We start from the raw sequence: 13,616 nt of genomic DNA on the forward strand, positions 1-13,616 counted from the left end.
GTGCTTCGCCGAGGCATTACCGCCGAGGCGCATGCCGAGCATGGCTCGGCACTCCATATCCATTGCCGCGTCGCTTTACAGGTCGAATACCTTGCCCGGGTTCATCAATCCCTTCGGATCAAAAACACGCTTGACCCCGCGCATCAACGCGACTTCAGCATCACTGCGGGTGCTGGCCAGATAGGCCTTCTTGACCAGGCCAATGCCGTGCTCGGCCGAGATGCTGCCGTGGAAACGGTGCAGCACCTGCGCCAACAGCTTGGTGACTTGCTCGCATTGGCTCAGGAAGTCGGCATCGGTCGTGTCGTCCGGCTTAAGCACATTGATGTGCAGGTTCCCGTCGCCGATGTGGCCAAACCAGACCACGTCAAAATGCGGATACGCGCCATTGATCAGCGACTGGGTTTCAGCCAGGAACGCCGGCATTGCCGAGATCCGCACCGACACATCGTTCTTGTACGGCTTGTAACGTGCCACCGCCTCGGTGATGCCTTCGCGCAGACGCCACAGCTGCTGCGCCTGCGCCTCGCTGGTGCTGATCACGCCATCCAGCACCCAGCCTTGCTCCATGCAGTGTTCAAACGCCGCCATTGCCGCCGCTTCGCCCGCGTCATCGGCGGAGGCGTATTCGGTGACCACGTAATACGGGTGGATCTCGTCGAACGGGTATTGCGCGCCATGCGCGGTGACGTGCTGAACCGCGCGGTCGGTGAAGAACTCGAATGCCTCCAGCTGCAGCTTCTCGCGGAATGTCGAGAACACCTGCATCAGCACCTCGAACGACGGCAGCGCCAGCAGCATCACGTTGGTGGTCGGCGGCGGATCGGTGAGCTTTACCGTCGCCTCGACCACGATGCCCAGTGTGCCTTCCGAACCGATCATCAATTGGCGGAAGTCATATCCGCTGGAGTTTTTGATCAGGCCCTTGTTGAGCTCCAGCAACTCGCCGTTGCCGGCCACTACTTTCAGCCCCGCCACCCACTCGCGCGTGTTGCCGTAGCGAATCACGCGGATGCCGCCCGCGTTCGTGGCGATGTTGCCGCCGATCGAGCACGAGCCGCGCGCGGCGAAATCCACCGGGTAAATCAAACCGTGTTCCCGCGCCACATTGTGCAGTGCTTCCAGCGGCATGCCGGCCTGCACGGTCAGCGTGCGGTCCACCGCATCGAAGCCCAGCGCCTTGTTCATGCGTTCCAGGCTGAGCACCAGCTCGCCGTTGGCCGCCACGGCGCCACCGGACAAACCGGTGCGGCCGCCCGAAGGCACCACCGCCACCGCTTCCGCATTGGCCCAGCGCACCACCGCCTGCACCTCCTCGACCGTGGCGGGCAAGGCAATCGCCAGCGGCGCTGGCGTCCAACGCCGGGTCCAGTCGCGGCCGTAATGTTCCAGGTCGGACGGATCGGTCTTCAAACGCAGGCTGGGGCAGGCTTGCTGCAGGGAGTGCAGGCGCGGATCGGTCATGGCAAGTGTTTCTGCGGCGCGAAAGCCGGCAAGCGTGCCAGCCGCGCAGCGCGCCGTCCAGCCACCGATGCTGGCAACGGCGAGCGTGCAACTGAATTCAGATGAAACCTTTAGCCATCAATGCCTTGCCGCGTTGCGCAGCGCACCAAACCGCCGCCGCTTCTGGCATAGTGACCGGCCAACCCACCAGTGCCGTCGCCCCCGACATGTCGCCCAAGAAAACCTCGTTTCCGAAGCAGGACATCCGCGTTTTGTTGCTCGAGGGGGTCAGCCAGACCGCCGTGGACACCTTCCGTGCTGCGGGTTACTCGCAGATTGAGCTGTACAGCAAATCGCTGCCGGAAGAAGAGCTGAAAGCCCGCATCGCCGAAGCCCACATCGTCGGCATCCGCTCGCGCACGCATCTGAGCGCCGACGTGCTGGCGCATGCCAAGCGGCTGATCGCCGTGGGCTGCTTCTGCATCGGCACCAACCAGGTGGAGCTTGAAGCCGCCGAGCTGGCTGGCATTCCGGTCTTCAACGCGCCCTATTCCAACACCCGCTCGGTCGCCGAGCTGGTCGTCGCCGAGGCGATCCTGCTGACCCGCGGCGTGCCGCAGAAGAATGCCGAATGCCATCGCGGCGGCTGGTCCAAGTCGGCATCGGGCAGCCACGAAGTGCGCGGCAAGACGCTGGGCATCATCGGCTATGGCCACATCGGTACGCAGGTCGGTGTGTTGGCCGAAGCGTTCGGCATGAAGGTGATCTTCCACGACATCGAAACCAAGCTGTCGCTGGGCAACGCACAGCCGGCCATCAGCCTGGATGACCTGTTGCAGCGTTCGGATGTGGTCACCCTGCACGTGCCGGAAACCCCGTCCACGCAATGGATGATCGGTGCCGACCAGCTGGCATGCATGAAGCCCGGCGCGCACCTGATCAATGCCGCACGCGGCACCGTGGTTGATATCGACGCACTGGATGCGGCACTGCGCTCGGGCCATATCGGCGGCGCGGCGGTGGACGTATTCCCGGTCGAGCCCAAGGGCAATGGCGACAAGTTCGAGTCGCCGCTCACCGCGCACGACAACGTCATCCTGACCCCGCACGTCGGCGGCTCCACATTGGAGGCGCAGGACAACATCGGCATCGAAGTGGCCGCCAAGTTGGTGCGTTACAGCGATAACGGCTCGACCCTGTCGGCGGTCAACTTCCCCGAAGTGACCCTGCCCGAGCACGCGCAGAGCACGCGTCTGCTGCACATCCACAGCAACGTGCCGGGCGTGCTCTCCAAGATCAATGAGATCTTCTCGCGCCACAACCTCAACATCGATGGCCAGTTCCTGCGCACCGATCCCAAGGTTGGCTACGTGGTGATCGACGTGGCGGCCAGCGAAGAACAGGCCGGCACCATCCGCGACGAACTGGCGGCCATTCCGGGCACCCTGCGCACGCGCGTTCTGTACTGATATACGCAACACCACAACGGCGCGGGTCGCGCGGGCATTCAAGCCTGTTGCGGTCCGCGCCGTTGTTGCATTGAGAACGGTCAGTCCGCGCCCATCGGCTTCCACGACGCGCTATACAGGCGCCACTGGCCCTCTTCTTCGCGCCAACCACTGACCAGCTCCTGCATGTCGCCGCGCTCGGGAACAAAGCGTCCGCTGCCACCGGCCAGCAACATACTGAAGCGCACCGTCGCTGTCGTATCGTTTGCGCCCATCTCCACTGACAGTGGGCCTGTCTGCACCGTCACGTTCGGGCTGAGCAGCAATTGCCCCTTGAGCAGCCGTTCCAGCCCGGCCCGGTCCAGCCCGCCGTTGCCAACGAAGTCATCGGCCACCGGTTCCATGAAGTCTTTCGGCTTGCCCTTCTCCACCGCCTCTTGCATTGCAGCAACGGTCAGCCGCAGCCGCTGCTCCGGCGGTTCCCGCCCACAGGCAGCCATGGAAAGCACAATCACCGCACAAAGCATGCAGTTGAGCACTGTTCGGATCATCTAATCCCTTCGCCTTTTCAATTCGGAACGGTATGCTGCGCCAATGATCCCGGCATCTGAATGCCGGGCATTGCCACTAGATCACATCCATTTCCTGGAGGGGAAGATGAATCAGGAACGTCCCTGGCTGCAGAGCTACCCGGCTGGCGTGCCGGCTGAAATCGACGTCAACGAGTTCCGCTCCGTCGCCGCCGTGTTCGACACGTCCGTAGCCAAGTTCCGTGATCGTCCCGCCTACTCGAACTTCGGCAAGGTACTCACCTACGGCGAAGCCGACGTGCTGGTCACCCAGTTCGCCGCCTACCTGCTGGGCGAGCTGCAACTCAAGAAGGGCGACCGCGTTGCGGTGATGATGCCCAACTGCCTGCAGTACCCGATTGCCATCTTCGGCATCCTGCGCGCCGGCCTGACGGTGGTGAACGTCAACCCGCTGTACACCGCACGCGAACTCAAGCATCAGCTGGTGGACGCGGACGTCGCCGTGCTGGTGGTGGTCGACAACTTCGGTGAGACCGTGCAGCAGGTCATTGCTGACACCCCGGTCAAGCAGGTCATCACCACCGGCCTGGGCGACATGCTCGGCTTCCCCAAGGGCCCGATCGTCAACTTCGTACTGAAGTACGTGAAGAAGATGGTGCCGGACTATCGCCTGCCCAACGCGACCCGTTTCAAGGAAGCACTGAGCATTGGCAAGCGCCACACGCTGCCGGTGGTGGAAATCGACCACGACGACATCGCCTTCCTGCAGTACACCGGCGGCACCACCGGCGTGGCCAAGGGCGCGATGCTCACCCATCGCAACCTGATCGCCAACATGCAGCAGGCGTCGGCCTGGATCGGCGCATCCGGCGTAAAGGCCGGCGAAGAAGTGATCATCACCGCGCTGCCGCTGTACCACATCTTCGCGTTGACGGCGAACGGACTGGTCTTCATGAAGCTCGGCGGCCTCAACTATCTGATCACCAATCCGCGTGACATGAAGGGCTTCGTCAAGGAGCTGAAGAACAACCGCTTCACCGCCATCACCGGTGTCAACACGTTGTTCAACGGGTTGCTCAACACCGACGGTTTTGCCGACGTGGATTTCTCCTCGCTCAAGTTCGCACTGGGCGGCGGCATGGCGGTGCAACGCGCCGTGGCCGAGAAGTGGAAGAAGGTCACCGGCGTCACTCTGGTGGAAGCCTACGGCCTGACTGAAACCTCGCCGGCGGCCTGCATCAACCCGCTGGATCTGAAGGAATACAACGGCGCCATCGGCCTGCCGATTCCGTCCACCGATGCCTGCGTCAAGAACGACGACGGCCAGATGGTGGCCTTGGGCGAAGTGGGCGAGCTGTGCATCCGTGGCCCGCAGGTGATGAAGGGTTACTGGCACCGTCAGGATGAAACCGACAAGGTGCTTGACGCTGATGGCTGGCTGCATACCGGCGACATGGCGCGCATGGACGAGAACGGCTTCTTCTATATCGTCGACCGCAAGAAGGACATGATTCTGGTGTCCGGCTTCAACGTCTACCCGAACGAAATCGAAGACGTGTTGGCGATGATGCCCGGCATCCTGGAAGTTGCTGCAGTGGGTGCGCCGAGCGAGAAGTCCGGCGAAGTGGTGAAGGTGGTCATCGTCAAGAAAGACCCCAACCTCACCGAGGAGCAGGTAAAGGAATTCGCCCGCGCCAACCTCACCGGCTACAAGCTCCCGCGCATCGTCGAGTTCCGCAAGGAACTGCCCAAGACCAACGTCGGCAAGATCCTGCGCCGCGAGTTGCGGGATTCGAAGCCGGAAGCCTGATTTCAGCAGTCACTGCTTGAAACCAAAGCCCTCCCCTCACCGGGAGGGCTTTTTGTTTGGCATGTAGGAGCGGCCTTGGCCGCAAAAACCATGCACCTGGCAGCTACACGGATTGGCCGCAGTTGCGGGCATTCCTTGCCTTGTCGCATTACCGGCTTCGCGGCCAAGGCCGCTCCTGCGCGCATCAGCCGCCTCGACGCGCGCCGTATGACGCCCATGAAAAAGCCTCCGTGTTTCCACGGAGGCTTTCTACATCGCACAACGCTGGATCAGTTTTCCGGGCGCATGTACGGGAACAGCAGCACGTCGCGGATCGAGGCGCGGCCGGTCAGCATCATCACCAGGCGATCGATGCCGATACCCAGGCCGCCGGTCGGCGCGAGGCCGTACTCCAGGGCGCGGATGTAATCGGAGTCGTAATGCATGGCTTCGTCGTCACCGCCTTCCTTCGCCGTGACCTGCGCCTGGAAACGTGCCGCCTGGTCTTCCGGATCGTTGAGCTCGGAGAAGCCATTGGCCAACTCCTTGCCGTTGACGAACAACTCGAAGCGGTCGGTGTAGCCCGGCTCGTTGTCGCTGGCGCGGGCCAGCGGCGACACTTCGACCGGGTGATCGGTGATGAAGGTCGGCTGGATCAGCGTGTGCTCGACGGTGGCTTCAAAGATTTCCAGCAGCAGCTTGCCCCAACCGTAGGACGGCTTGACACGGATCTTCAATCGTTCGCAATGCGTCAGCAACGCAGCGCGATCGGTGCAGTCGGCGGCCGAGATTTCCGGGTTGTAGTGACGCACCGCTTCGTCCATGCGCCAGCGGCGGAATGCCGGAGCGAGGTCGATCTTGGCACCGTCCCACTCCACTTCGGTGGTACCCAGCACCTGCTGGGCAACGTCACGGATCACGCCTTCGGTCAGGTCCATCACTTCGTTGTACGTGGCGTAAGCCTCGTACAGCTCCATCATGGTGAACTCCGGATTGTGGCGGGTACTGACGCCTTCGTTGCGGAAGTTGCGATTGATTTCGTACACGCGCTCCAGGCCGCCCACGACCAGACGCTTGAGGTACAACTCCGGCGCCACGCGCAGGTAGAGGTCCAGGTCCAGCGCGTTGTGGTGCGTGTTGAACGGCTTGGCCGTGGCGCCGCCGGGGATGTAATGCATCATCGGCGTTTCGACTTCGAGGAAGTCGCGGTTGTCCAGCCACGCGCGCATGGCGCGGATGATCTTGGAGCGCTTGATGAACACGTCGCGCGACTCCGGCGTCACGATCAGATCCACGTAACGCTGACGGTAACGCTGCTCGACGTCGGCCAGACCGTGCCACTTGTCCGGCAACGGACGCAGCGACTTGACCAGCAGGCGGATGCTGTCGGCACGCACCGACAGCTCACCGGTCTTGGTGCGGGTCAGCCCGCCTTCGACGGCGATGATGTCGCCCACGTCCCAGCCCTTGAAGGCGGCGTAGACATCGCCCAGTGCGGTGGCCTGCAGGAACAACTGGATGCGGCCGGATTCGTCCTGGATGGTGGCAAAGCTGGCCTTGCCCATCACCCGCTTGGCCATCAGGCGGCCGGCCATCTTCACCTTGCGGCCGGAAGCCTCCAGCGTTTCGGCGGTCCAGGCGTCGGCATCGGCGAACTCGTCCTGCAACTTGCCGGCGAAGTCTTCGCGACGGAAATCATTCGGGTAAGCGATGCCCTGCCCGCGCAGCGCCGTGAGTTTCGCGCGGCGCTCGGCGATGAGGCTGTTCTCGTCGACGGGGGGCTGCGGCGTTACCGGGGTCTGTTCGTTCATGGCATTGGTTTCGATTGGGGGAGAAAAACGCAGTGCGGCGGCTCAAGAGCGTCGCCGCACCGTACAACAATGCGGTGGCCCTTGCCGGGCCACCCGGGATTACGCGTCGCTGCGCTTGGCGCCGGCTTCCAGGCCGGACTTCAAGCTGGCCTCGATGAATTCATCCAGGTCGCCGTCCAGCACTTTCTGCGTGTCGGTACGCTCAACGCCGGTGCGCAGATCCTTGATACGGCTCTGGTCGAGCACATAGTTGCGGATCTGGCTGCCCCAGCCGATGTCGGACTTGGTGGCTTCCAGCGCGTCACGCTCGGTGTTGCGCTTCTGCACTTCCAGCTCATAGAGCTTGGCGGCCAGCATCTTCATCGCGGTGTCGCGGTTCTGGTGCTGGCTGCGGCCGATCTGGCAGGCCACCACGGTGTTGGTCGGAATGTGCGTGATACGCACCGCCGACTCGGTCTTGTTGACGTGCTGACCACCGGCACCGGAGGAACGGTACACGTCGGTGCGCAGGTCGGCCGGGTTGATGTCGATTTCGATGTTGTCATCGACTTCCGGCGACACGAACACCGAGGTGAAGCTGGTATGGCGGCGGTTGTCCGAATCGAACGGCGACTTGCGCACCAGACGGTGCACGCCGATCTCGGTTTTCAGCCAGCCATAGGCGAACTCGCCTTCGACACGGAAGGTGGCCGACTTGATGCCGGCGACGTCGCCGCCGGACACTTCCATCAGCTCGGTCTTCCAGCCGCGCGATTCGCACCAGCGCAGGTACATGCGCAGCATGATCTCGGCCCAGTCCTGGGCTTCGGTGCCGCCGGCACCGGCCTGGATATCGACGAACGCATTGCAGCTGTCCATCTCGCCGGAGAACATGCGCTGGAATTCCAGCTTCTCGATATGCGACTGGTGCTTTTCGAGGTCAGCGATCACCGCCAGCGCGGTGTCTTCATCCTGCTCGCTCTCGGCCAGTTCCAGCAGCTCGGTGGCGTCGTCCATGCCGTCCAGCACGGCGGCAATGCCGCTGACGGTCTTGTCCAGCATCGAACGTTCCCGGCCCAATGACTGGGCGTACTCGGGCTTGTTCCAGATGTCAGGGTTTTCCAGTTCGCGGGTTACTTCTTCAAGACGCTCTTTCTTGGCGTCGTAGTCAAAGATACCCCCGGAGCGAAAGCGCGCGATCGGTGAGATCGGCGATTCGCTGGCGGATAGGGTTGAGTTCGATCATGGTCGGTCTATCAAAAATGAGGCAGACAAGCTGGCAATTCTAACATCCGCTGACGGCCTGGACCGAGGCCGCGGGCATTCTCACTGAATAGACGCCGGTTGCCGTTAGAATCGCGACCGGACCCGCCCATGCGGGGAACGGAAACCACCTCAAGAATCAAAGGACGTCCTGCTTGAATACTCGCCATGCCCGCCTGTTCGCTGCTGTCTCGATGACACTTGCGCTTGCTGCCTGCCAGAAGCTGGGGGGCGTCGCCGGCGGCGACAACTCTCCGAAATTGGCCGTCGGCGACGCCGTATCTGGCGAAATCACCTCTTCCAGCAGCCTTAACTACAACGACGGCAGCCGCCACCAGGGTTACAAGATGACCCTGAAGAACGGCGAGGCAGTGTCCTTGGAGCTGGGCGGCGCACTCAGCGGCCAGTTGGCCGTGTTCGACGGCCAGAGCATGCTGGCCAACGCCACCTCGGGCAGCTCCAGCGAAGGTGACTCCAGCGGCAGTTCGGTCAGCCTGGCCTTCCGTGCACCGAAGGACGGCACCTACCTGGTGGCCGTGAACAGTGCCGATGCGCAGAGCTTCGGCCCATTCAAGCTCAAGACCGCGCAAGTGGTGCCGTACGACGGCAAGCCGCTGGGCGCCGACAGCCAGGCCATTGATTGGCTGGTGGGTGACAAGCAGGAATACAAGCTCAAAGTGGACAAGGCCGGCCTGTACTCGATCAAGCTGGAATCCAGTGCGTTCGACGCCTACCTCCACCTGAACGGTCGCAACGTGGAGCTGGAAGACGACGACAACGGCGGCCAGCTCAATGCCCGCATCCAGACCTACCTTGAGCCCGGCGAGTACACCATTGGCGCTTCCTCGGTGAACAGCAATACCGGCTCATTCAAGCTCAGCGTCGCCCTCACCCCGACGCCCAATGGCTTGGTCACCCGTGACGGCACCGCACTGACCATCGGCCAGCCGGCACAGTCGATGATGGATTCGCGCGGCCGCCGCACCTTCGTGCTCAACCTGGACAGCCCGCGCCATGTGCAGTTCGACGCCATCGCCGACAGCTTCGACTCGGTGCTGAAGATCACCGGCCCCGGCGTGGACGCCGAGGACGACGACGGCGGCAATGGCACCAACGCGCAGCTGATTTTGGACCTGCAGGCAGGCCGCTACATCGTCGCGGTCTCCAGCCTGGGCAGCCAGCAGGGTGTGTTTGAGTTGGAAACCACCGACCTGGGCTCGGACGTAGCCGCACCGGCCAACAGCAACCGCAAGGACGGCGCTGCTGATGCTGCCGCCGATGCCGCGGCAACCGTTGACGAAGCGGCCGCATCCGCCGTCATCAACTAAGCTCCGCTGATTCGCTCCGCCCAGTCCCCCGACGGGCGGAGCCTTATTCCCCGCAGCGTTTCCCATGCCCCGACACCGGGTCGTGGGTACCTGCACAACACCCCCGTTCCACCCACGAAGGAAGATTGAAGTGAAGCGATTTGCAGCAGGACTGCTGTCCCTGGCCATCGCCGCCGCCGTGAACGTTCCCGCTCACGCCGCCCCGGCTGCCCGCCCGCTGGCCCTCAACGCCGACGTTTCCGGCGAAATCACCTCCGCTACCCCGGTCAACTATGCCGACGGCACCCGCAGCCAGTTGTTCTCGCTGCAGCTGGCCGCCGGCCAGGCGGTTTCGCTGAAGCTGGAAGGCGCCCTCAACGGCACGCTGGCGGTGTTCCACCGCGACGCGCTGGTGGGCCGTTCCGAAGCCAGCGAAAAGGGCGACAGCGCATTGAGCGTGCGCGCCGACAAGGCCGGTTCGTACGTGGTGGCCGTCAGCGGCGCCGATGCCCGCGCCTTTGGCCCGTTCCAGTTGTCGGTCGAGCCGATCGTCGCCTATGACGGCAAGCCGCTGACCGCAGGCCAGCGCATCACCGATTGGCTGCGCGGCGGCGACAAGAGCTACACCCTGCAGGTCACCAAGCCGGGCCTGTACACCATTGACATGGAATCCAGCGAGTTCGATTCGCGTCTGGAACTCAGCGGCAATGGCGTCAGCATGGAAGACGACGACGGCGGCAACCAGTTGAACGCACGCCTGATGGCGCCGCTGCAGCCGGGCACCTACACCCTCAAGGCAGCCGGTTTCAGCGATGGTGCTGGCGCGTTCTACCTGAGCGTGGAACAGGCCGACCTGCCGGAAGGCCTGGTGTTTGAAGACGGCAGTGCGTTGCCGGTGGATGGCTCGGTCAGCGGCTTCGTCGCCTCCGACGCCACCCGCAGCTTCGTGTTCACCCTGCCCGAGCGTCGCCGCGTGCAGTTCGATGCCAGCAGCAACGACATCGACACCCTGCTGACCATGCAGGGCGGCGATCTGGTTCTCAGCGACGATGACGGCGCCGGCAACGGCACCAACTCGCGCCTGACCCAGGTGCTGGAAGCCGGCGAGTACAACATCTCGGTGCGTTCGGTGAACGGCCGTGGCGGCGTGTTCCAACTGGCTACCGTGACCTCGCCGGCTGGCGAAAGCGCTGCCCGTCCCGAGCTGAAGATCGGCCGTGAAGTCCAGGGCCAGCTGCGCCCGGGCAACCGCGACCTGTACAACCTGGACATCCCGCGCAAGGGCACCTACGTGCTCAGCATGGTCGGCAACGGCGGCCTGGACGGCATGATCACGCTGATGCGCAACGGTGAAGAAGTCGCCAAGCAGGATGACAGCGACTCCAGCCTGGATCCGTCGCTGGAAATCGAACTGGAGGCTGGCCGCTACGTGCTGCTGGCGCACAGCTTCGACTCCAATGCCACCGGCGGCTACCGCCTGCTGGCACGCCGCAAGTAATACGCAGTGGTTGATACGCGGAAGCCGGCATCACGCCGGCTTCCGTTGCGGCAGTTTCGACAATGCCGCGCCATGCTCGCCAGGCGTTTCGCGGATGGAAGCCCAGTGATGCTCCGCTTCCGTTCAAGCCGCTGCTGACCGCACTCAACCTGCTGTTGATCACCGGCCTGTTGGCAATGCCGGGACTGCCGCCAACAGAACCTGATTAGCGTCGAATCCCAGCTGAGACTCGGCTCTGATCAGGCCAACAGAAAGGGCCGCTTTCGCGGCCCTTCTGCATACTCACTCGAACACTTCGATCACGAACGCAGCGGGATCACGCGGATCTCGACGCGGCGGTTCTGCGCGCGGCCGGCGTCGGTGCTGTTGTCGGCAATCGGGTACGACTTGCCTGCACCCAGCGTTTCGATACGCGCGCGCTGCACGCCCTGCGCGCTGAGGTAGGCCGCCACGGCGTCGGCACGCTCCTTGGAGATGCGGTTGTTGACCGCGTCGGTGCCGATGCTGTCGGTGTGGCCAACCACTTCAATCATGGTCTGGTTGTACTCGTTCAACGTGCTGGCAACGCCATTGAGCGCGCTGTAGAACTGCGGCTTGAGCGCGGTCTTGTTGAAGTCGAAGGTGATGCCGTCGGGCAGGTTCAAGGTGATGTTGTCACCATCGCGCTGCACGTCGATGCCGGTGTTGGCGGTGCGCTCACGCAGCGCACGTTCCTGGCGATCCTGGTAGTTCCCAACGGCAGCACCGCTGAGTGCGCCGATACCGGCGCCGACCATCGCACGTTGGCGACGTTCGGTGGCGTCGCCACCGCTGAGCAGGCCGGCAGCCACACCGATGGCGGTGCCGATCAGCGCGCCCTTGCCGGTCTTGTTCTGCTGCTGGGAGGTGTTGCCGTACTGATCCTGCTGTACGTACGAGCCGCCAGTGGCGCAGCCCGAAAGAACGGCAGCAGCCACCAGGCCAATGGAAAGATTGCGAATCACGTTGCGGGTGGTCATCTGGAACTCCTTCGGGGGCCGCTTGGCCATGTGTGTGCCGGGCAAGGATAAACAGAGCAATGCGATGCCGACATGATGGAAACCGCACTATGCGGGTCTCCATTCATCTTTCTGTCTGAACCGTTCAAACTCTCATCGGCTGCGGTGGTAGGCGTCCAATGCCGCCTCCCGGCCTTCGGCCAAACCCACCAGCGGCTGGCCCGGATACGACGGCGCAACCTGTGCCAGCAGCGTCGGTGACAACCACGGTGCAAACCGCGCCTTCACCGGCAAACCCGCCAACTCCGGCACCCAGCGCGTGATGTAACGCGCCTGCGGATCAAACTTCTGCGCCTGCGTCACCGGGTTGAACACGCGGAAGTACGGGGCAGCATCGGCGCCAGTGCCGGCCACCCACTGCCAGCCCATGCTGTTGTTGGCCAGGTCGGCATCCACCAGCGTGTCCCAGAACCACCGCGCGCCCTCCTTCCAGTGCATCAGCAGGTGCTTGCACAGGAAGCTGCCTACCAGCATGCGTACCCGGTTGTGCATGGTTCCGGTGGTCCACAACTCGCGCATGCCAGCGTCGATGATCGGAATGCCGGTACGGCCTTGCTGCCAGGCTTCCAGCAACGCAGGTTGCGCAGGCGCCCAGGCAAAGTGTTCAAAACGCGGATTGAGGTTGACGTCCGAGGTCTGCGGAAAGTGGTGCAGCAAATGCCACGAGAATTCCCGCCAGCCCAGTTGCCGCAGATAGCCGTCGATATCCGCATCGCGGCCGGCGCTGCGCTGCGACTCCAGCACCTGGACAATGCGCCACGGTGCGATTTCACCAAAGTGCAGATGCGGCGACAGCAACGAGGTGCCGGTGCGGTCGGGCAGATCACGTCGCTCGCGATAACCGTTGAGCGCGCCATCGATGAACACGTCCAGCGCTTCCAGCGCACCGGCCTCGCCGGGCTGCCAATGCGTCCAGAAACCCGCATCCCAGGCACGCCCAGGCTTCAGGCCCAACGCGTCCAGCGCAAGGCTATCGACCTGCGGCGACGACAGCGCAACCGGTGCGGCCGACACCGCCGGCAAACGCCAATGGCGCAGCGCGTTGCGCCAGAACGGGGTGAATACCTTGTACGGGCCGCCCTGCTGCGTGGACAGCTCCCACGGCTCGAACAGCAGGTAGCCGTTGTGGCTTTCCACCTGCAGGCCCTGCTCACGCAGGCCACGCTTGATGGCCGCATCGCGCGGTTGCGTGGCCGGTTCGTATTTGCGGTTCCAATACACGGCGTCGGCACCGCTTTGTGCGATCACCGCCTGCAGCTGCGCCATGCTGTCGCCACGGCGCAGCACCAGCGACGAGCCAATGCCGCGCAGATCGGCATCCAGCCGCTGCAACGAATGGTGCAGCCAGGCATTGGACGCCGCGCCAGGTACCCAGGCGCCCTCTTCGTCCGGGGCGTGTATGTAAACCGGCAGCACCTGATGGCCGGCATCGATGGCCGCCTGCAACGCGGGGTTGTCACGCAGGCGCAAGTCACGCCGGAACCAAACGACTGCGACGGACATGCGCCTTC

The 13,616-nt window shown here is 63.6% G+C and carries 10 protein-coding genes; 4 read left to right on the forward strand and 6 right to left on the reverse strand.

Features of this window, described 5'->3' with window-relative positions; genetic code table 11:
• Nucleotides 1–75 precede the first annotated feature (75 nt).
• The gene (locus ACREP4_RS16110; RefSeq protein ID WP_431597211.1) at nt 76–1,464 is read right to left on the reverse strand and encodes an FAD-binding oxidoreductase; all 1,389 of its coding nucleotides are present in this window, start codon (nt 1,462–1,464) and stop codon (nt 76–78) included.
• Between the two features lie 206 nt (nt 1,465–1,670).
• On the opposite strand from ACREP4_RS16110, the gene serA reads away from it, so the two are divergent.
• Nucleotides 1,671–2,912 carry a phosphoglycerate dehydrogenase gene (serA, locus tag ACREP4_RS16115; protein WP_431597256.1) on the forward strand — a complete coding sequence of 414 codons (1,242 nt, stop codon included), beginning with the start codon at nt 1,671–1,673 and terminating at the stop codon, nt 2,910–2,912.
• Nucleotides 2,913–2,992: 80 nt separating this feature from the next.
• Here the strand turns inward: serA and ACREP4_RS16120 are convergent, their stop codons facing one another.
• Nucleotides 2,993–3,391, reverse strand: a complete 399-nt coding sequence (locus ACREP4_RS16120; RefSeq protein ID WP_431597212.1) for a nuclear transport factor 2 family protein — start codon at nt 3,389–3,391, stop codon at nt 2,993–2,995.
• Nucleotides 3,392–3,548: 157 nt separating this feature from the next.
• On the opposite strand from ACREP4_RS16120, the gene ACREP4_RS16125 reads away from it, so the two are divergent.
• A complete protein-coding gene (locus ACREP4_RS16125; RefSeq protein ID WP_431597213.1) occupies nt 3,549–5,231 on the forward strand; it encodes a long-chain fatty acid--CoA ligase in 1,683 nt (560 codons plus the stop codon).
• A gap of 269 nt (nt 5,232–5,500) precedes the next feature.
• Here ACREP4_RS16125 and lysS read toward each other — a convergent pair whose 3' ends face one another.
• Nucleotides 5,501–7,021, reverse strand: a complete 1,521-nt coding sequence (gene lysS / locus ACREP4_RS16130) for a lysine--tRNA ligase (RefSeq protein WP_431597214.1) — start codon at nt 7,019–7,021, stop codon at nt 5,501–5,503.
• A gap of 99 nt (nt 7,022–7,120) precedes the next feature.
• Nucleotides 7,121–8,246 (reverse strand): peptide chain release factor 2 gene (prfB, locus tag ACREP4_RS16135; RefSeq protein WP_431597215.1). Its coding sequence is split into 2 segments (ribosomal slippage): nt 7,121–8,170 and nt 8,172–8,246, totalling 1,125 coding nucleotides; the frame shifts between segments, so codons are not numbered across the junction.
• Between the two features lie 172 nt (nt 8,247–8,418).
• Here prfB and ACREP4_RS16140 point away from each other — a divergent pair.
• Nucleotides 8,419–9,591, forward strand: coding sequence for a pre-peptidase C-terminal domain-containing protein (locus ACREP4_RS16140; RefSeq protein WP_431597216.1), 1,173 nt, complete (start codon nt 8,419–8,421; stop codon nt 9,589–9,591).
• A 130-nt stretch (nt 9,592–9,721) separates the two neighbouring features.
• Nucleotides 9,722–11,068 carry an ABC transporter substrate-binding protein gene (locus tag ACREP4_RS16145; protein WP_431597217.1) on the forward strand — a complete coding sequence of 449 codons (1,347 nt, stop codon included), beginning with the start codon at nt 9,722–9,724 and terminating at the stop codon, nt 11,066–11,068.
• 299 nt (nt 11,069–11,367) lie between these two features.
• Here the strand turns inward: ACREP4_RS16145 and ACREP4_RS16150 are convergent, their stop codons facing one another.
• A complete protein-coding gene (locus ACREP4_RS16150) occupies nt 11,368–12,066 on the reverse strand; it encodes an OmpA family protein (RefSeq protein WP_431597218.1) in 699 nt (232 codons plus the stop codon).
• A gap of 132 nt (nt 12,067–12,198) precedes the next feature.
• Entirely contained in the window at nt 12,199–13,608 is a 1,410-nt protein-coding gene (locus tag ACREP4_RS16155; RefSeq protein ID WP_431597219.1) for a cryptochrome/photolyase family protein, read from the reverse strand.
• Nucleotides 13,609–13,616 lie beyond the last annotated feature (8 nt).

This window comes from Stenotrophomonas sp. (assembly GCF_050737575.1).
Taxonomy (GTDB): domain Bacteria; phylum Pseudomonadota; class Gammaproteobacteria; order Xanthomonadales; family Xanthomonadaceae; genus Stenotrophomonas.

Bases quoted from the DNA above. Each gene is read 5' to 3' on its own strand.
- ACREP4_RS16110 (WP_431597211.1), bottom strand. From the start codon at position 1,464: ATGACCGATCCGCGCCTGCACTCCCTGCAGCAAGCCTGCCCCAGCCTG.
- serA (WP_431597256.1), top strand. From the start codon at position 1,671: ATGTCGCCCAAGAAAACCTCGTTTCCGAAGCAGGACATCCGCGTTTTG.
- ACREP4_RS16120 (WP_431597212.1), bottom strand. From the start codon at position 3,391: ATGGCTGCCTGTGGGCGGGAACCGCCGGAGCAGCGGCTGCGGCTGACC.
- ACREP4_RS16125 (WP_431597213.1), top strand. From the start codon at position 3,549: ATGAATCAGGAACGTCCCTGGCTGCAGAGCTACCCGGCTGGCGTGCCG.
- lysS (WP_431597214.1), bottom strand. From the start codon at position 7,021: ATGAACGAACAGACCCCGGTAACGCCGCAGCCCCCCGTCGACGAGAAC.
- ACREP4_RS16150 (WP_431597218.1), bottom strand. From the start codon at position 12,066: ATGACCACCCGCAACGTGATTCGCAATCTTTCCATTGGCCTGGTGGCT.
- ACREP4_RS16155 (WP_431597219.1), bottom strand. From the start codon at position 13,608: ATGTCCGTCGCAGTCGTTTGGTTCCGGCGTGACTTGCGCCTGCGTGAC.